This window comes from Pelomonas sp. KK5, from assembly GCF_001984095.1.
Taxonomy (GTDB): Bacteria; Pseudomonadota; Gammaproteobacteria; order Burkholderiales; family Burkholderiaceae_C; genus KK5.
On sequence record NZ_LYVQ01000067.1, the window covers coordinates 1 to 17846 of the forward strand.

The following is a 17846-nucleotide window of genomic DNA, read 5'->3' on the forward strand; positions in this document are numbered from 1 at the left end:
CGTCTCCCCGGTAGCCTCCCCTGCGGCCCCCTTGCCGCGCACCCGCGCCACGCCTGCCGAAACCCTCTCGCGCACGCTCGCGCTGGGCGCCCTGATCGCCCTGTTCGCACTCTGCCTGATCTGGGAGTTATGGCTGGCGCCGACCGGCCGCGGGACGCTGGCGATCAAGGCGCTGCCGCTGCTGGTGCCGATGGCCGGGCTGTGGCGCTACCGCCTGTACACCTTCCGCTGGCTGAGCCTGATGGTATGGCTGTATGCGGCCGAGGGTGCGATCCGTGCCACCAGCGATCGCGGCGTGGGCGTCTGGCTCGGCACGCTGGAGGTGCTGCTGAGCGTGGTGATCTTCGTGGCCTGCTCGATGCAGGTGCGGCAGCGGCTGGCGGCGGCGAAGACCGCGGCATCATGACCTTTCTGGCGGAACTGCACGCGCTGCTGGGCGATGCGGGCCTGCTGCGCGATGGCGCAGACCTGTCCGCCTACGAGTCCGATTGGAGAAAGCGTTATGCCGGCCGGGCGCTGGCGGTGGCGCGGCCGGCCGATACCGAGCAGGTCGCGGGCGTCGTGCGGCTGTGCGCGACGCATGGCGTGAGCATCGTTGCCCAAGGGGGCAACACCGGCCTCGTCGGCGGTTCGACGCCGGACGACTCGGGCCGCCAGTTGGTGCTGAGCCTGCAACGCATGAACCGCGTGCGCGGCATCGATGCGGCCAATCTCACGATGACGGTCGAGGCCGGCTGCGTGCTGCAGGCGGCGCAGCAGGCGGCAGCGGACGCGGGCCTGCTGTTCCCGCTCAGCCTGGCCGCCGAAGGTTCCTGCACGATCGGCGGCAACCTCGCCACCAATGCCGGTGGCACTCAGGTATTGCGTTATGGCAACGCACGCGAACTGTGCCTGGGGCTGGAGGTGGTCACCGCGCAGGGCGAGAGCTGGCATGGCCTGTCCGGCCTGCGCAAGGACAACACCGGCTACGACCTGCGCGACCTGTTCATCGGCAGTGAAGGCACGTTGGGCATCATCACCGCGGCCACGCTGAAGCTCTACCCGCAGCCGCGGGCGCAGATGACGGCGCTCGCGGCCTGTCCGAGCCTGGAGTCCGCCGTCTCCTTGCTGAACCTCGCCCAAGCGGGCGCCGGCTCGGGCCTCACCGGCTTCGAGGCGATGAATGCCTTCTCGCTGTCGCTGGTGCGGCGGCATTTCCCTCAGTTGCCGCAGCCGCTGGCCGAGTCGCCCTGGACCGTGCTGCTGGAACTGTCGGACAGCGAGAGCGAGGCGCATGCCCGCGAACTGTTCGAGTCGCTGCTGGAGTCGGCCCTGGGGTCAGGTCTTGTCACTGACGCCGCCGTTGCCGAAAGCCAGGCCCAGTCGAATGCGCTGTGGCACCTGCGCGAATCGATCCCGCTGGCGCAGAGCCAGGAAGGTCTCAACATCAAGCACGACATCGCCCTGCCCGTCTCGGCGATCCCGCGTTTTGTCGCCGACACCGATGCGCTGCTGGCACAAGCCTTCCCCGGCGTCCGCATGGTCGACTTCGGCCACCTCGGCGACGGCAACCTCCACTACAACGTGCAGGCCCCCGAAGGCATGCCGCCGGCGGACTTCCTGCGCGCGCACGAGGCGGCGATCAACACGATCGTCTACGACCAGGTCGGCCGCTTCGGCGGCTCGATCTCGGCCGAGCACGGCATCGGCCGCCTCAAGCGCGAGGAACTGGCCGAGCGCAAGGATCAGGTGGCACTGGCACTGATGCGGTCCATAAAAAAGGCCCTGGATCCCCAGGGCCTGATGAATCCGGGGCGCGTGCTCTGACGTGATCACTTCGCCGGCTGCAGCGCCGCCGGCGCTCCGGGGCCACCGCGCCCGCGCTTCCAGAAACTCTCGATCACCCACCAGACGAAGATCGTCAGCGTCAGGAAGCCCAGCACCGTCAGCAGGAATTCGCCGGCGGTGAGCACGATGGCGCCGACGAGCGTCCACCGGCTGCGGCGGGGTCCGAAATTGGCCACCAACTGCTCCACCCACAGCTCGATGCTGTCGTAGAAGCTGGGCACCATCAGCAGCGTCAGGAAGGTCGAGGTGATCGTGCCGCCGATGATGGTGACGGCCATCGGGCGGTAGAACTCCGAGCCCTCGCCGATGCCGATGGCCACCGGCATCATGCCGGCGATCAGCGCGAAGGTGGTCATCAGGATCGGGCGGAAGCGCTTGCGGCCGGCATGCATCAGCGCCTCTTCGCGGTCGATGCCGTTGCGCTCCTCGGCGCGAGCGGCGTCGAGCAGCAGGATCGCGTTCTTGGCCACCAGGCCCATCAGCATGATCACGCCGATCAGGCTCATCAGGTTCAGCGTGCCCTTGGTCAGGTAGAGCGCGATGACCACGCCGAACAGCGACAGCGGCTGCGACAGCATCACGCCCAGCGGCACGGTGAAGGAGCCGAACTGCATCACGAGGATCAGGTACATCAGCCCGATGCCCGAGATCAGCGCGATGCCCATCGAACTGAAGACCTCCTTCTGGCTCTTCGCATCGCCGGCCAGTTCGATGCCGTAGCCCGGCGGGAAGTTGATCTTCTTGGCCAGCGCCACCGCGTCCAGCGTGACCTCGCCGGGCGAGCGGCCCTGCACATTGGCAGAGACGGCCATCATCCGCTTGCCGTCGGCGTGCTGGATCTTGGACGGCGCCTTGCCCATCGTGACGGTGGCGATCTGCTCCAGCGGCACCAGCATGCCGGTGCCGGTGACGGCGATCGGCAGGCGCTCGATATTGCCGGCGTCCACGCGATCCTCCGGCGCCAGGCGCACGGCCACGTCGCGGGTCTCGCCGCTGGGGTCGATCCAGTCGCCGACCTCGATGCCCGCAAAGGCCACGCGCAGCGCGTTGGCCGCGTCGCCCACGGCGATGCCCATCTGGTTGGCCAGGCCGCGGTCCAGGTCGATCTGCAGTTCGTCCTGCGGATCCTGCTCGGACAGGCCCACGTCCACCGCGCCCTTCACATTGCGCAGCTCGGCCATGTAGGCGTTGGTGATCTCCAGCAGCTTGCGCGAATCGGTACCGTGGAAGCGGATCTGCACCGGCTTCTGCGCGCCGTTGTTCAGGTCGGAGAGCACCGTGTACTCGGCACCGACCAGCCGGCTCACGCGCTGGCGCAGGTCGTTGGCGATCTGCTCGGCGCTGCGCTTGCGGGTGAAGGACTTGCCGAGGTCCACATAGATGCGGCCGCCGCCGACGTTGACATAGCTGTTGGTTGCCTGCGTCTCGGGGATGCCGCGGGCCAGCACCGCGGCCTCTTCCATCTTCAGCTTCGAGTACAGCAGGCTGGAGCTGGCGGGCGTGCGCACCTCGACGGCGATGGTGCCGTAGTCGCTGGCAGGCAGGAAGCTCGCGCCAACCATCTGCATCGCGATCATCGCGAAGGCGGCGGCGAAGCTCAGCACCGCGAAGAACGCCATCCAGCGCCGATGATGCAGCGCCCAGGCGATCACGTTGCCGTAGCGGTCGGCCTGGTGGTCGAACCAGTGGTTGAACTTCTCGAGCACCCGCGAGATGCCCTTCTTCGGCGCCGTGTGATAGCCGACCGGGTCGCCCCAGAAGGCCGACAACATCGGGTCCAGCGTGAAGGAGATCAAGAGGCTCACCAGCACCGAGGCGACCACCGTCAGGCCGAAGGGCCGGAACCATTCGCCCGACACGCCGGGCATGAAGCCCACCGGGATGAACACGGCGACGATCGAGAAGGTCGTGGCCGCGACGGCCAGGCCGATCTCGGCCGTACCGTTCAGCGCGGCGGTGCGGCGGTCGGCGCCGGCCTCCATGTGGCGGACGATGTTCTCCCGCACGACGATCGCATCGTCGATCAGCACGCCGATCGCCAGCGACAGGCCCAGCAGGCTCATGAAGTTCAGCGTGAAGCCGCACAGCCAGACGGCGATGAAGGCGGCGATCACCGAGGTCGGCAGCGAGGTGGCGGTGATCAGCGTGGAGCGCCACGAGTTCAGGAACACGTAGACGACGACGATGGTCAGGCCGGCGCCGAAGATCAGCGCGTCGACCACGTTGCTCAGGCTGTTCTGCGCGTCCTTGCCGCCGTCCTGCGTGACCACCAGCGCCGTGCCCTTGGGCAGCGTCTTGCCGATGTCTTCCACCAGCTTGCGGGTCTCGTTGGCCACGGTCACCGTGGACGCATCGCGCGAGCGGGTGATCGAGATGCCGACGTTGGGCACGCCGTTGCGCATCGACAGCGTGGTCTGCTCGGCGAAGCCGTCCTGCACGGTGGCGACCTGGCCCAGCCGCACGATCTGCTCGCCGCTGCGCTTCACCACCACCTGCTCGAAGTCCGCCGGGCGGCCGATGCGGCCGACCAGGCGGATGCTCTGGTCCTCAAGCTTCCCGCGCACCTTGCCGACCGGCGCCGTCGTGTTCTGCGTCTTCAGCGCATTGACGACCTCGGTCACCGAGACGTTGAACTCGCGCAGCTTCTGCGCATGCAGCAGCACCGACAGCTCGCGGTTCAGCGAGCCGTCCACCGTCACCGTGGACACGCCGTGGATGGCGCGGAACTTGTCGGCCAGCTGGTCCTCGGCCAGGCGCGAGATCTCGGCATGGCTCTGGCTCGTCGACGACAGGGCGAGCTGCATGATCGGCTGGGCCGAGGGATCGAGGCGCTGCAGCACCGGCTCGCGCATCTCCACCGGCATCTTGTAGCGCACCGTGCCGATCGCGTTGCGGACCTCATCGGCCGCCTCGATCATGTTCTTGTTGAACTGGTAGATCAGCAGGATCTGCGCATTGCCTTCGCTGGCGGTGGAGCGCACCTCGTCGATGCCGCTGATGCTCTGCAGCGACTTCTCCACGCGGTTGATGATCTCGCGCTCGACCGTCGTCGGACTCGCGCCCGGGTACGGGATGTTGACGACCAGCATCGGCTGCTCGACATCCGGGATCTGGTTGACGCGCAGCTTGCTCAGGGCCAGCAGGCCCATGGCCATCAGGGCGATCAGCAGCGTGATCGTCGCGATCGGCTTCTTGACGCTGAAGTTGGAAAGGAACATGGGTCAGGACTCCCGCCGGGCCGCCCCAAGGGGGGCCTGCGCCCCCTCGGGGGGCAGTGAACGAAGTGAGCGTGGGGGCACCATTTCAGCCTCCCGTCGAAGCGGCCGATGCTGCAGGCGATGCGGAAGCAGCGGCCGTCTTGCTCATCTCGTAGCGCCGGCCTTCGGCCAGCGTGCTGCCGGGCTTGCGCAGGATGCGGTCGCCGGCCTTCAGGCCGTCCAGCACCTGGTACTGCGCCAGGCGATCATCGCGCGCACCGAGCCGCAGCGCCACCTTGGCCAGCTTGCCGTCGGCGCCGAGCGCCCAGGCGAAAGCCTTGTCGCCCTCGCGCTGGATGGACGCTTCCGGCAGCATCAGCGCGCTGATGCTCTGGCTCTGCACGCGGCCTTCGGCGTAGAGGCCTGCCACGTTCGGCGCCTTGCTCTCGCCGGCGAAGTCCACCAGCACCGCCACCTGGCGCGTCGTCGCGTTGGCCGAGGCATCGATGCGGCGCACGCGGCCCTGGAAGTCGCCGGCCTCCACACCGTTGACCTTGAAGAAGACCGTCTCGCCGATCTTCAGCTCGGACATCGAATCGGCGGACACCAAGCCCTCGAAACGCATCGTCGCCGGATCGATCACCTTGACCAGTTCCTTGCCGACCTGGGCGGTGTCGCCGGCCGAGACCTTGCGCTCGCTGACCAGGCCGTCGAAGGGTGCGCGCGCCTCGGTGCGGGTCAGCTGCTGGCGGGCGCTGGCGGCGCGGGCCTTGGCGGCGACCAGGTCGCTCTGGCTGTTGTTGCGGCGGATCTCGGCGTCTTCCATCGCCTGCAGGGACACCATGCCCTGGGCCTGCAGCGTCTTCATCCGCTGGAACTGGCGCTCGGCCTGGTCGAAGCTCTGGCCGACGGCGCGCACGGACTCGTCGGCGGAGGTCAGGCTGTCGCGGATCGCCGTGTCGTCCAGGCGCACCAGCAGGTCGCCCTTCTTCACCCGTTCGCCGTTCTCCTTCAGCACTTGCAGCACCACGGCCTGCACCTCGGCGCGCAGGTCCGCGCGCTTCTCGGGCTGGATGGAGCCGGTGATCACCGGGCCGGTGGAGAAGGCGGAACTGCCCATGGTCTGGATGTCCTCCGGAGACACCAGTACCGGCTGCTGGGCGGCGGCATCCTGCTTGGGCGCCTCGGGCTTCTTGCAGCCGACCAGCGTTGCCGCGGACAGCGCCATGGCCGCGGTGAGCGCGGCATGGACGATCACGGAAGGGAACAGCAGGGGCGAGGCGCGACGCGTCATCAGATGGACTCCGGAAACTCGGGGTTCGTATTTCGGCAAAGCTCGCGAGCTTAACGCCTTGTTAAGGCGACGCCGATCGTCATGCGCACAGACCAGGGTTTCCCCTGGTGACGACGCTCTGTCAGTGGAAGGTGAGCGTTACTGGAGCGTCGGCTCGGGCGGCAGCGCCATCACGGCGATACCTTCGTCGGCCAGTGCGGCGGCATCGGCCGGCGTGGCCTGGCCGCGGATGCCGCGTTCCTCGGCCTCGCCGTAGTGGATGCGGCGCGCCTCGTCGGCGAAGCGTTCGCCGACGTCCTCGGTGCGGGCGATCACCTGGCGTGCGAGTTCGCGCAGCGCCTGCTGCATCTGCTGCTTCATCGCGGCGGGCAGTTCGGCGGGTGCCTCGGCCTCGCCGCGCGGATGGGCCACGTTCAGGCGCGGCGCCGTCGGGCGGCGCTCGACGCCGGTCATGCCGCAGCTGGGGCAGCTCACCAGTCCACGCTGCTGCTGGGACTCGAAATCGTCGGACGAGCCGAACCAGCCTTCAAAGGCATGGCCGACGGGACAGGCGAGATTGAGAACCAGCATGGAATGATTGAACGGGGGTCAGGACTTGCGCCACTCGAGCGCCCATTCGCCATCTTGCCAGCGGGTCAACCACAGCAGGCCGATCAGGGTCTTTGCGTCGGTCAGTTCGCCACTGGCGGCCAGCGCGTCAAGCTGGGTGGTGCTGTGGGTCACGAGCTCCAGGAACTCACCTTCGTCCAGCCGCTGCTTGCCTTGCACCAGGCCGCGGGCGAAGAAGATGTGGATGCCCTCGTCCGAGTAGGCGATGGCGTTGTGCAGCACGCCGGCATAAGCCCATTCGCGGGCGGTGTAGCCGGTCTCCTCGAGCAGTTCCCGCTGGCCGCAGTGCAGCGGCGCCTCGCCGGCGTCCAGCTTGCCGGCCGGGAACTCCAACATCACGCGGCCCATCGGGTAACGGTACTGGCGCTCGAGCAGCAGGCGGCCGTCGTCGAGAATCGGGATCACCATCACAGCGCCCGGGTGGACGATGTACTCGCGCCCGGCCTCGCGGCCGTCGGGCAGGCGGACGCGGTCCTTGCGGACCTTCAGGAAGTGGCCGTCGTAGACGGTCTCCGAATGCACCTTGTCTTCGCGCAGGTGCTTGTCGTCCTTCGGATCAGTCTTCACCACGATGCCGCCTCAGATAGGCCCAGACGAAGCCGGGGAAGCCCAGCACCAGGAAGATGCAGGTGGCGGCCGCGTAGAACTCCCAGCCCTGCGGCTGGCGCTGGCCGATGCGCGACTCCAGCGCAAAGCCGAGCATCAGCGTCAGCACCGCCAGCAGCGCCAGTTCCAGCAGGCGCCACCAGGCGCTCTTCGGATGCAGCCGCGGGCCGACGAGCAGCATGCGCTTGCTGAAATAAGGCGCATTGGCCGCCACCACGGCGGCCAAGAGCACCAGCCAGGTGGCGGCGCCTTGGTCCATCAGGTCGCGAGCGCTTTGATGATGGCGGTCGAGCACATCTGCATCAGGCCGCCGGGCAGCACGCCCAGCACCAGCACGGCCAGGCCGTTCAGCGTCATCACGAAGCGGGCGTCGGCCGGGGCGGCCAGCGGCGCCGTGTCGGTCGGCTCGTCGAAGAACATGACCTTGATGACGCGCAGGTAGTAGTAGGCACCGACCAGCGAGGCGACCACCGCGAACACGGCCAGGCCGATGTACAGCGACGAGCCGGCCGTCACCACGGCCTGCAGCACGGCCAGCTTGCCGTTGAAGCCTGCCGTCAGCGGGATGCCGGCCAGCGAGAACATGAAGACCATCATCACCAGCGCATACCAGGGGCTGCGCTTGGCCAGGCCGGCCAGGTCCTTGATCTCCTCGGCCTCGAAGCCCTGGCGCGACATCAGCATGACCATGCCGAAGGTGCCCAGCGTCGTCATGACGTAGGTGATCGAATAGAACATCGCCGAGCTGTAGGCATTGGCGGCCGACAACGTGTTGCCGTTGACCACGCCCGAGGCCAGGCCCAGCAGCATGAAGCCCATCTGCGCGATGGTCGAGTAGGCCAGCATGCGCTTCAGGTTGGTCTGCGCGATGGCCGCCAGGTTGCCGATGACGAGCGACGTCACCGCCAGCACGATCAGCATCTGCTGCCATTCGATCGCCATGCCGATCATGCCCTCCACCAGCAGGCGGATCGTGATCGCGAAGGCGGCCAGCTTGGGCGCGCCGCCCAGCAGCAGCGTGGCGGCCGTCGGGGCGCCTTGATAGACGTCAGGCACCCACATGTGGAAGGGCGCGGCGCCGAGCTTGAAGGCCAGGCCGGCGACGACGAAGACCACGCCGAACACCAGCACCGAGTGGTTCGGCTGCGATGCCGCGCCGCCGCTGATCACGTTGAACACTGCCGGAATGGACAACGAGCCCGTGGCGCCATACATCATCGACAGGCCGTACAGCAGGAAGCCGCTGGCCAGCGCGCCGAGCACGAAGTACTTCATCGCGGCTTCGGTCGAGACCGCATGGTCACGGCGCAGGGCCACCAGCGCGTACAGCGACAGGCTCATCAGTTCCAGGCCGAGATAGACGACCAGGAAGTTGTTGGCCGACAGCATCACGTTGATGCCCAGCAGCGAGAACAGCGTCAGCGAGAACAGCTCGCCCTTGAGCATGTCGCGGCTCTCGGCGTAGGGGCGCGCGTAGACCAGCGTCACGATGGTGGCGACGCAGGCCATGAAGGCCAGCAGGTGGCCCATCGGGTCGGCGACGACCATGCCCTGCATCGCGTAGACCGTCAGGCCGTCGTTGAAGTAGCTCAGGTGCATCACGCCGACGACGGCGATGGTGAGCTGAGACAGCCAGTAGGTCGGGCGGCGTGCCGGATCGTTGACGAACAGGTCGACCACCGCGATCAGGCAGGCCATGACGACCAGCAGGACCTCGGGGTAGACCGCGAGCCAGTTCATTGCGTTCATTGTTGGGTGCCCTCCGTCAGGGTGGCGGGAGCATCAGTAGTGGCGGCCACCGGAGCGACTGCCTGAGCAGGAATCTTGGACACCGAGACGTGCTTCAGCAGCGCATCGACCGAGGCTTCCATCACGTCGGTGAAGGGCTTCGGGTACAGGCCCATGTACAGCGTGGCGATCGCCAGCACGGCCATCATGCCGAACTCGCGGGCGTTGATGTCGGTCAGCGACTTGACGTTGTCGTTGGTCACCGGGCCGAAGTACACGCGCTTGTACATCCAGAGGCTGTAGGCCGCGCCGAAGACCAGCGCCGTGGCGGCGATGGCGCCCAGCCAGAAGCTGAACTTGACCGTGCCCAGGATCACCATCCACTCGCCGACGAAGCCGGCGGTGGCAGGCAGGCCGCAGTTGGCCATCGCGAAGAACAGCGCGAAGGCGGCGAACTTGGGCATCGTGTTGACGACGCCGCCATAGGCTGCGATCTCGCGGCTGTGCACGCGGTCGTACAGCACGCCGATGGCCAGGAACATCGCGCCCGACACGAAGCCGTGCGAGATCATCTGCACCAGGCCGCCGGAGATGCCCAGCGGGTTGAAGATGAAGAAGCCCAGCGTGACGAAGCCCATGTGCGCGATCGACGAATAGGCGACCAGCTTCTTCATGTCCTTCTGCACCAGCGCCACCAGGCCGATGTAGACCACGGCGATCAGCGACATGGCGATGATCAGCCACGAGAAGTGATGCGCGGCGTCCGGAGCGATCGGCAGCGAGAAGCGCAGGAAGCCGTAGGCGCCGAGCTTCAGCATGATCGCGGCCAGCACGACGGAGCCGCCGGTGGGCGCTTCCACGTGGGCGTCCGGCAGCCAGGTGTGCACCGGCCACATCGGCACCTTGACCGAGAACGCCGCCAGGAAGGCGAAGAACAGCAGCGTCTGCTCGTGCATCGTCAGCGGCAGCTTGTGCCAGGTGGCGATGTCGAAGGAGCCGGCCTCTCCCGACTTGAAGTACAGGTACAGCAGCGCGATCAGCATCAGCAGCGAACCGGCCAGCGTGTACAGGAAGAACTTGAAGGCCGCGTAGACCCGGTTCTTGCCGCCCCACACGCCGATGATGATGTACATCGGGATCAGCGTGGCTTCGAAGAAGACGTAGAACAGCAGGCCGTCCAGCGCGCTGAACACGCCGATCATCAGGCCCGAGAGCACCAGGAAGGCGCCCATGTACTGGTTGACGCGGGTTTCGATCACTTCCCAGGCGGCCACCACGACGATGATCGTGATGAAGGCGGTCAGCGGCACGAACCACATCGACAGGCCGTCCAGGCCCAGGTGGTAGCGCACGTTGAAGCGCTCGATCCAGGGCAGGTTCTCGACGAACTGCATGCCGGCCTGCGTGGTGTCGAAGCCGGTGATCAGCGGGATCGTGGCCAGGAAGCTCACGACGGCGGCGACGAGCGCCATCCAGCGCACCGCAGGCGCGTTCTCGTCACGGCCGACGGCCAGCAGCAACAGGCCGCTGACGATCGGCAGGAAGATGGCGAGGCTCAAAATTCCCATGATTCTTGTTCTCCGCCCTGCTTAGTGCATGCCCAGCAAGGCACGGAATTGGTGGCCGAGGTCGGGCCAGAGCTGCCAGGTCATCAGGCCGATGACGCCCAGGATCATGACCAGCGCGTACCAGTACAGGTGGCCGGTCTGGACGCGGCGCACGATGCCGGCGATGCCGCCGACGGTGCGGGCCGAGCCGTTGATGATCAGGCCGTCGATCAGGCCCTGGTCGCCGCCCTTCCACAGGCCGGTGCCCAGGCCGCGCGCCAGGCGGGCCAGCACGTTCTCGTTGAACCAGTCCATGAAGTACTTGTTCTCGAGGATGACGATGAGCGGACGCAGCACGCGGGCAAACGTCGCCGGGATGCTCGGCGCGACCATGTAGCAGACGTAGGCGAACACGACGCCGGACAGGGCCAGCCAGAACGGCAGGCTGGTGAAGCCGTGCAGGGCCATGGCGGTGGCGCCGTGGAACTCGTGGGCCAGTTCTTCCATCGCCGGGTGGGCTTCGAGGTTGACCGAGATCGAGTCCTTGAAGAAGTCGCCGAACAGCATCGGCTGGATCGCCAGGAAGCCGATCACGACGGACGGGATCGCCAGCAGCACCAGCGGCGCGGTCACGACCCAGGGCGACTCGTGCGGCGTGTGCGCATGATGGTCGTCGCCGTGGTGGTCGTCGGCGTGATGCTCGTCGTCTTCCGGCGGGAAGGGCTTGTGATGGAAGTTCTCCTTGCCGTGGAAGACCAGGAAGTACATCCGGAACGAGTAGAAGGCCGTCACGAACACGCCGATGATCACGGCGAGATACGCGAAGTGCGCGCCCGGCAGGTGGCTCGCGTGCACCGCCTCGATGATCGAGTCCTTCGAGTAGAAGCCCGCGAAGAACGGCGTGCCGATCAGGGCCAGCGAGCCCAGCAGCGAGGTGATCCAGGTGACCGGCATGTACTTGCGCAGGCCGCCCATATTGCGGATGTCCTGGTCATGGTGCATGCCGATGATCACGGAACCGGCGCCGAGGAACAGCAGGGCCTTGAAGAAGGCGTGCGTCATCAGGTGGAACACGGCGACCGAGTAGGCCGAGGCCCCCAGGGCCACGGTCATGTAGCCGAGCTGGGACAGCGTCGAGTACGCGACCACGCGCTTGATGTCGTTCTGGATGATGCCCAGGAAGCCCATGAACAGCGCCGTGATCGCGCCGATCACCAGCACGAAGTTCAGCGCCGTGTCCGACAGCTCGAACAGCGGGGACATGCGGGTCACCATGAAGATGCCGGCCGTCACCATCGTGGCGGCGTGGATCAGCGCGGAGATCGGCGTGGGGCCTTCCATCGAGTCGGGCAGCCAGACATGCAGCGGGAACTGCGCGGACTTGCCCATCGCGCCGATGAACAGGCAGATGCAGGCCACGCTCAGCATCATCCAGTCCGAGCCCCACAGCGGCATCGGGAACTGGACCAGCGCGAGCGCCTCGCGCTTGGCGAACACTTCCTGGTAGTTCAGCGAACCACCGTAGGCCACCAGCAGCCCGATGCCCAGGATGAAGCCGAAGTCACCCACACGATTGACCAGGAAGGCCTTCATGTTGGCGAAGATCGCGGTCTTCTTCGTGTACCAGAAGCCGATCAGCAGGTAGGACACCAGGCCCACCGCCTCCCAGCCGAAGAACAGCTGGAGCATGTTGTTGCTCATCACGAGCATCAGCATGGAGAAGGTGAACAGCGAGATGTAGCTGAAGAAGCGCTGGTAGCCCGGGTCTTCCTCCATGTAGCCGATGGTGTAGATGTGCACCATCAGCGAGACGAAGGTGACGACGCACATCATCATCGCGGTCAGGCCGTCGATCATGAAGCCGACTTCCATCTTCAGGCCGCCGACCTTCATCCATTCGTAGACGGTCTCGTTGAAGCGCGCGCCGTCGACGGCCACGGACTTCAGCGTCATCGCCGAGATGATGAAGGCGATCAGCACGCCCAGGATGGTGACGCTGTGCGCGCCGGTGCGGCCGATCTGCTTGCCGAAGAAACCGGCGAGCACGGCGCCGACGAGCGGCGCCATCGGCACCGCGAGCAGCATGTTTGCGGAAAGGGTTGCGGACATCTTGTTGTTATCCCTTCAGCGCGTCGAGTTCCTCGACGTTGATCGACTCGCGATTGCGGAACAGCACGACCAGGATGGCCAGGCCGATCGCCGATTCGGCGGCCGCCACGGTCAGGATGAAGAACACGAACACCTGGCCGGCCGTATCGCCGAGGTAGTGCGAGAAGGCCACGAAGTTCAGGTTCACCGCCAGCAGCATCAGCTCGATTGCCATCAGCAGCACGATCAGGTTCTTGCGGTTCAGGAAGATGCCGATCACCGACAGCGCGAACAGGATCGCGCCCAGCGTCAGGAAATGTCCGAGGGTCAATGCGGCGCCCATCATGCGGCTCCCTTGTTGTCTTCGGCAGCGGGCTGCACAGGCAGGGTCGGCGCCATCTTGACGATCTTCAGGCGGTCGCCCTTCTTCACGCGCACCTGCTCGGAGGCGTTCTGGCTGCGCGAGTCCTTGCGGGCCCGCAGCGTCAGCGCGATGGCGGCGATCACGCCCACCAGCAGCAGCACGGCCGCCACTTCCAGCGGATACAGGTACTGGGTGTAGATGGCCACGCCCAGCAGCTTGGTGTTGCCGAGCTTGACGGCGGCGGCATCCAGGTTCGGCGCGTCGCTGAGGCGGAAGCCGCCCATCAGCACCATCGCCATCTCCAGCGCGATGAAGGCGCCGACGCACAGGGCCAGCGGCAGGTGCTTCCAGAAGCCCTCGCGGATGTTCGTCGCCTGGTCGCTGCTGATGTCCAGCATCATCACGACGAACAGGAACAGCACCATCACGGCGCCGATATAGACCAGCACCAGCGCGATGGCCAGGAACTCGGCCTTCAGCAGCATCCAGATGCAGGAGGCGTTGAAGAAGGCCAGGATCAGGAACAGGGCCGAGTGCACGGTCGAGCGCGCCGTGATCACACGGAACGACGAGCCGAGCAGGACGGCCGAGAAGAGGTAGAACAGAACGGTCGTGATGTCCATGGGGTGTCCTTGTGCTCAAGTCACACCGGGGTTACTCGTAAGTAACCTCAGCGGTACTTGGCATCGGCCTCCTTCTGTGCGGCGATGCGGGGCTCGTACTTGTCGCCGACGGCCAGCAGCATGTCCTTGGTGAAGTACAGGTCGCCGCGCTTCTCGCCGTGGTATTCGAAGATGTCGGTCTCGACGATCGAATCCACCGGGCAGCTCTCTTCGCAGAAGCCGCAGAAGATGCACTTGGTCAGGTCGATGTCGTAGCGCGTGGTGCGGCGCGAGCCGTCCTCACGCACATCGGACTCGATCGTGATGGCCATGGCCGGGCAGACCGCTTCGCACAGCTTGCAGGCGATGCAGCGCTCTTCGCCGTTCTCGTAGCGGCGCAGCGCATGCAGGCCGCGGAAGCGCGGAGACAGCGGCGTCTTCTCTTCCGGGAATTGCACGGTGATGTTGCGCGACAGGAAATGCCGCCCGGTCAGGGCCATGCCCTTGAACAGCTCCAGGAGCAGGAAGCTCTTGGCGAAGTCCTTGATAGAAGTAGCTGTAGACATCGGAATCAGTTCCAGATGTTGAACGGAGACTGGATCCACAAGCCTACGACGACCAGCCAGACCAGAGTCACGGGAATGAAGATCTTCCAACCCAGACGCATGATCTGGTCGTAGCGGTAGCGCGGGAAGGTGGCGCGGACCCACAGGAAGGTGGTCACGACGACGAAGGTCTTGATGCCGAGCCAGATCCAGCCCGGGATGAAGGCCAGGAAGTCGAACGGGGGCAGCCAGCCGCCGAGGAACATGGTCACGGCCAGGATCGAGACCAGGATCATGTTGGCGTATTCGGCCAGGAAGAACATCGCGAAGGCCATGCCCGAGTACTCGATCATGTGGCCGGCGACGATTTCCGATTCGCCTTCCACCACGTCGAACGGGTGGCGGTTCGTTTCGGCCAGGCCGGAGACGAAGTAGACGATGAAGATCGGGAACAGCGGCAGCCAGTTCCACGAGAAGATCGAGGCGCCATGCGAGGCGGCGATACCCCTGCCCTGCCCCATCACGATCTCGCTCATGTTCAGCGAGCCCGAGACCATCAGCACGATCACCAGGGCGAAGCCCATGGCGATCTCATAACTGACCATCTGCGCGGAGGCGCGCAGCGCGCCGAGGAAGGCGTACTTCGAGTTCGAGGCCCAGCCGGCGATGATCACGCCATAGACCTCGAGCGAGGTGATGGCCATCAGGAACAGCAGGCCGGCGTTGATGTTGGCCAGCGCCACGTCGGGGCCGAAGGGCACGACCACCCAGGCGGCCAGCGCCGGCATGATGGTCATGATCGGGCCGAGAAAGAACAGGCCCTTGTTCGCCTTGGCCGGGACGATGATCTCCTTGAAGATCAGCTTCACCGCATCGGCGATCGGGGTCAGCAGGCCCCAGGGGCCGACGCGGTTCGGGCCCGGACGGATCTGCGACCAACCGATGGCCTTGCGCTCCCACAGCGTCAGGTAGGCCACGCAGCCCATCAGCGGCGCGACGACGACGATGATCTTGATCAGCGTCCAGATCACCGGCCAGAAGGCGCCCAGGTGGGCGGCGCCGGTGTTGTAGAGGGTGTCGATCATTGTTCTTGTTCCTCGCGATCAGGCCTTGCTGAGGTTCAGCGCGCCGAACATCGAACCCAGCGCGGCGGTCTCGGCCAGGCCGGCCGGCACGCGGACCACGTTGGCCGGCAGGCTGGCGTCGAGCTTGGCGGCCAGTTCAGCGGCGCCGGCGCCGTCCTGCGTGATGCGGACGCGGGCGCCCTCGATCAAGCCCAGTTGCGTCCACAGCGCCGACGGGATGCCGGCGACGGCGGCCGTCTTGGCGTCGGTCGTCAGCTGCAGGGAGGTCGAGTTGCGGACCAGCGCGTCGGTGGCGTAGATCGGCACGTTGGCCAGGCGCTCGATGCCGCCGTTGGTGCTAACGGCCTGGATCGACGCACCCGTCGCATTGCTCAGGCGGCCGGCGAAATCGCTGCCCACGCCCAGCGCCTCGGTCTTCACCTGCTCGGAGCTTTCCTGCTCGAAGCCGTCCAGCGCCAGCAGGTTGCCCAGCACGCGCAGGATCTTCCAGCCCGGACGGGTCTCGGCCAGCGGCTTGACGACGCCGACGAAGCTCTGCGCGCGGCCCTCGGCGTTGACGAAGGTGCCCGAGGTCTCGGTGAACGGCGCGGTCGGCAGGATCACGTCCGCGTATTCGAGACCGGTCTTGAACGGGCTCATCACGACGACCATCTCGGCGGCGTTCAATGCCTTGGCGGCTGCGGCGGCATTGGCGCTGTCGAGCACCGGATCGGTGTTCAGCAGCAGCACGGCCTTCAGCTTGTCGCCCGCCAGCATCTGGCCGGCGTTCAGGCCGCCGTCCGAAGGCAGGAACTTGACCAGTTGCGCGCCGACGGTGTTGGCGGCTTCGGTCAGGTAGCCGACCGAAGCACCCGTCTGCGCGGCGATCCAGTTGGCCAGGGCCAGCAGGCTCGCTGCCTGCGGATGCTGCGCGGCGGCATTGCCCAGCAGCACGACCTTCTTGGCGCCCGACAGCAGCGAGGCGGCGACGGCCTTGGCGGCGTCGGTCGCTTCACCGGCGGCGGGAGCGGCGACACCGTTGCTCGCGGCGATCGCGGCAGCCACGTCGGCCAGCGACTGCAGCCAGGCGCTCGGCGCCGACACGATGCGGTTGGCGACCCGCATCAGCCAGTCTTCCTCGCCACCGACGATGGCCGAGATCTTGGCGCCGCGGCGGGCCGCCTGGCGCAGGCGCTGCGCGAACAGCGGATGGTCCTTGCGCAGGAAGGAACCGACGACCAGCGCGCGGTCCACTTCGGACAGCGAGGCGATCGAGGTGCCCAGCCACTGCGCGGAGCCGGCCGGCGCCACATTGGCAAAGTCCGCATGGCGCTGGCGGTAGTCGACGTTGCCGCTGCCGATGCCGCGGACCAGCTTGGCCAGCAAATGCAGTTCTTCGACCGTGCTGTGGCCGGTGGCCAGCGCGCCGATGGCGGCCGCGCCGTGCTCGGCCTTGACCAGCTTCAGGCCGTTGGCGACGTATTCCAGCGCGGTGGACCAGTCGACCTGCTTCCAGGCGCCGCCCTGCTTGATCATCGGCGCGGTGACGCGCTGGTCGCCGTTCAGCGACTCGTACGAGAAGCGGTCGCGGTCGGCGATCCAGCATTCGTTGACGTCTTCGTTCTCCAGCGGGACGACGCGCATCACCTGCTGGCCCTTGACCTGGACGATCAGGTTGGCGCCGGTGGAATCGTGCGGGGCCACGCTCTTGCGGCGCGACAGCTCCCAGGTGCGGGCGCTGTAGCGGAAGGGCTTGCTGGTCAGCGCGCCGACCGGGCAGATGTCGATCATGTTGCCCGACAGCTCCGAATCGACCGAGCGGCCGACGAAGGTCTGGATCTCGCTGTGCTCGCCGCGGTGGGCCATGCCCAGCTCCATCACGCCGGCCACTTCCTGGCCGAAGCGCACGCAGCGGGTGCAGTGGATGCAGCGGCTCATCTCTTCCATCGAGATCAGCGGGCCGACGTTCTTGTGGAAGACGACGCGCTTCTCTTCGGTGTAGCGGCTCTTGCCGCTGCCGTAGCCCACGGCCAGATCCTGCAGCTGGCACTCGCCGCCCTGGTCGCAGATCGGGCAGTCCAGCGGGTGGTTGATCAGCAGGAATTCCATGACGCCCTGCTGGGCCTTGACCGCCTTGTCGCTCTTGGTGCGGACGATCATGCCCTGCGTCACCGGCGTGGCGCAGGCCGGCATCGGCTTGGGCGCCTTCTCCACGTCCACCAGGCACATGCGGCAGTTGGCGGCGATGGAGAGCTTCTTGTGGTAGCAGAAGTGCGGAATGTAGGCACCGGCCTTCTCGGCCGCATGCATCACCATGCTGCCTTCCAGGACCTCTACCTTCTGACCGTCGAGTTCGATTTCAACCATTTTTTAGT

General features: G+C 66.5%; 14 protein-coding genes and 1 pseudogene. 2 read left to right on the plus strand and 13 right to left on the minus strand.

Features of this window, described 5'->3' with window-relative positions; genetic code table 11:
- On the plus strand, positions 1-406 hold a 406-nt coding region (locus B0W88_RS12660; protein WP_369973881.1), incomplete at its 5' end, for a DUF2069 domain-containing protein.
- Positions 403-1806 carry an FAD-binding oxidoreductase gene (locus B0W88_RS12665; RefSeq protein WP_077035021.1) on the plus strand — a complete coding sequence of 468 codons (1404 nt, stop codon included), beginning with the start codon at positions 403-405 and terminating at the stop codon, positions 1804-1806. The genes B0W88_RS12660 and B0W88_RS12665, both read left to right, overlap by 4 nt.
- Positions 1807-1811: 5 nt before the next feature.
- Here B0W88_RS12665 and B0W88_RS12670 read toward each other — a convergent pair whose 3' ends face one another.
- The 13 genes and pseudogenes from B0W88_RS12670 to nuoG form a co-directional block, all read right to left on the minus strand.
- The gene (locus tag B0W88_RS12670) at positions 1812-5045 is read right to left on the minus strand and encodes an efflux RND transporter permease subunit (RefSeq protein WP_077035022.1); all 3234 of its coding nucleotides are present in this window, start codon (positions 5043-5045) and stop codon (positions 1812-1814) included.
- 85 nt (positions 5046-5130) lie between these two features.
- Positions 5131-6318 (minus strand): efflux RND transporter periplasmic adaptor subunit, encoded by a 1188-nt coding sequence (locus B0W88_RS12675; protein ID WP_233151699.1) that lies wholly within the window; start codon positions 6316-6318, stop codon positions 5131-5133.
- A gap of 138 nt (positions 6319-6456) precedes the next feature.
- Positions 6457-6888 (minus strand): DUF1178 family protein, encoded by a 432-nt coding sequence (locus B0W88_RS12680; protein ID WP_077035023.1) that lies wholly within the window; start codon positions 6886-6888, stop codon positions 6457-6459.
- A gap of 18 nt (positions 6889-6906) precedes the next feature.
- The gene (locus tag B0W88_RS12685; protein ID WP_144006739.1) at positions 6907-7500 is read right to left on the minus strand and encodes an NUDIX hydrolase; all 594 of its coding nucleotides are present in this window, start codon (positions 7498-7500) and stop codon (positions 6907-6909) included.
- Positions 7484-7792 (minus strand): DUF2818 family protein, encoded by a 309-nt coding sequence (locus tag B0W88_RS12690; RefSeq protein WP_077035024.1) that lies wholly within the window; start codon positions 7790-7792, stop codon positions 7484-7486. Before B0W88_RS12690 ends, B0W88_RS12685 begins: the two co-directional genes overlap by 17 nt.
- Entirely contained in the window at positions 7792-9282 is a 1491-nt protein-coding gene (gene nuoN, locus B0W88_RS12695; RefSeq protein ID WP_077035025.1) for an NADH-quinone oxidoreductase subunit NuoN, read from the minus strand. The genes B0W88_RS12690 and nuoN overlap by 1 nt, the downstream gene beginning before the upstream one ends.
- Before the next feature lie 71 nt (positions 9283-9353).
- A pseudogene (locus tag B0W88_RS12700) lies at positions 9354-10829 on the minus strand (NADH-quinone oxidoreductase subunit M); the annotation flags it as partial.
- 21 nt (positions 10830-10850) lie between these two features.
- The gene (gene nuoL, locus B0W88_RS12705; RefSeq protein WP_077035026.1) at positions 10851-12917 is read right to left on the minus strand and encodes an NADH-quinone oxidoreductase subunit L; all 2067 of its coding nucleotides are present in this window, start codon (positions 12915-12917) and stop codon (positions 10851-10853) included.
- Positions 12918-12924: 7 nt separating this feature from the next.
- Complete coding sequence (nuoK, locus tag B0W88_RS12710) at positions 12925-13239, minus strand: NADH-quinone oxidoreductase subunit NuoK (protein ID WP_144006740.1); 315 nt, start codon at positions 13237-13239, stop codon at positions 12925-12927.
- A complete protein-coding gene (locus B0W88_RS12715; RefSeq protein ID WP_077035028.1) occupies positions 13239-13883 on the minus strand; it encodes an NADH-quinone oxidoreductase subunit J in 645 nt (214 codons plus the stop codon). The genes nuoK and B0W88_RS12715 overlap by 1 nt, the downstream gene beginning before the upstream one ends.
- Before the next feature lie 47 nt (positions 13884-13930).
- Positions 13931-14428 carry an NADH-quinone oxidoreductase subunit NuoI gene (gene nuoI, locus B0W88_RS12720; RefSeq protein WP_077035029.1) on the minus strand — a complete coding sequence of 166 codons (498 nt, stop codon included), beginning with the start codon at positions 14426-14428 and terminating at the stop codon, positions 13931-13933.
- 5 nt (positions 14429-14433) lie between these two features.
- A complete protein-coding gene (gene nuoH, locus B0W88_RS12725) occupies positions 14434-15492 on the minus strand; it encodes an NADH-quinone oxidoreductase subunit NuoH (protein ID WP_077035030.1) in 1059 nt (352 codons plus the stop codon).
- Positions 15493-15510: 18 nt separating this feature from the next.
- Positions 15511-17838 carry an NADH-quinone oxidoreductase subunit NuoG gene (gene nuoG / locus B0W88_RS12730; protein WP_077035031.1) on the minus strand — a complete coding sequence of 776 codons (2328 nt, stop codon included), beginning with the start codon at positions 17836-17838 and terminating at the stop codon, positions 15511-15513.
- Between the last annotated feature and the right edge of the window lie 8 nt (positions 17839-17846).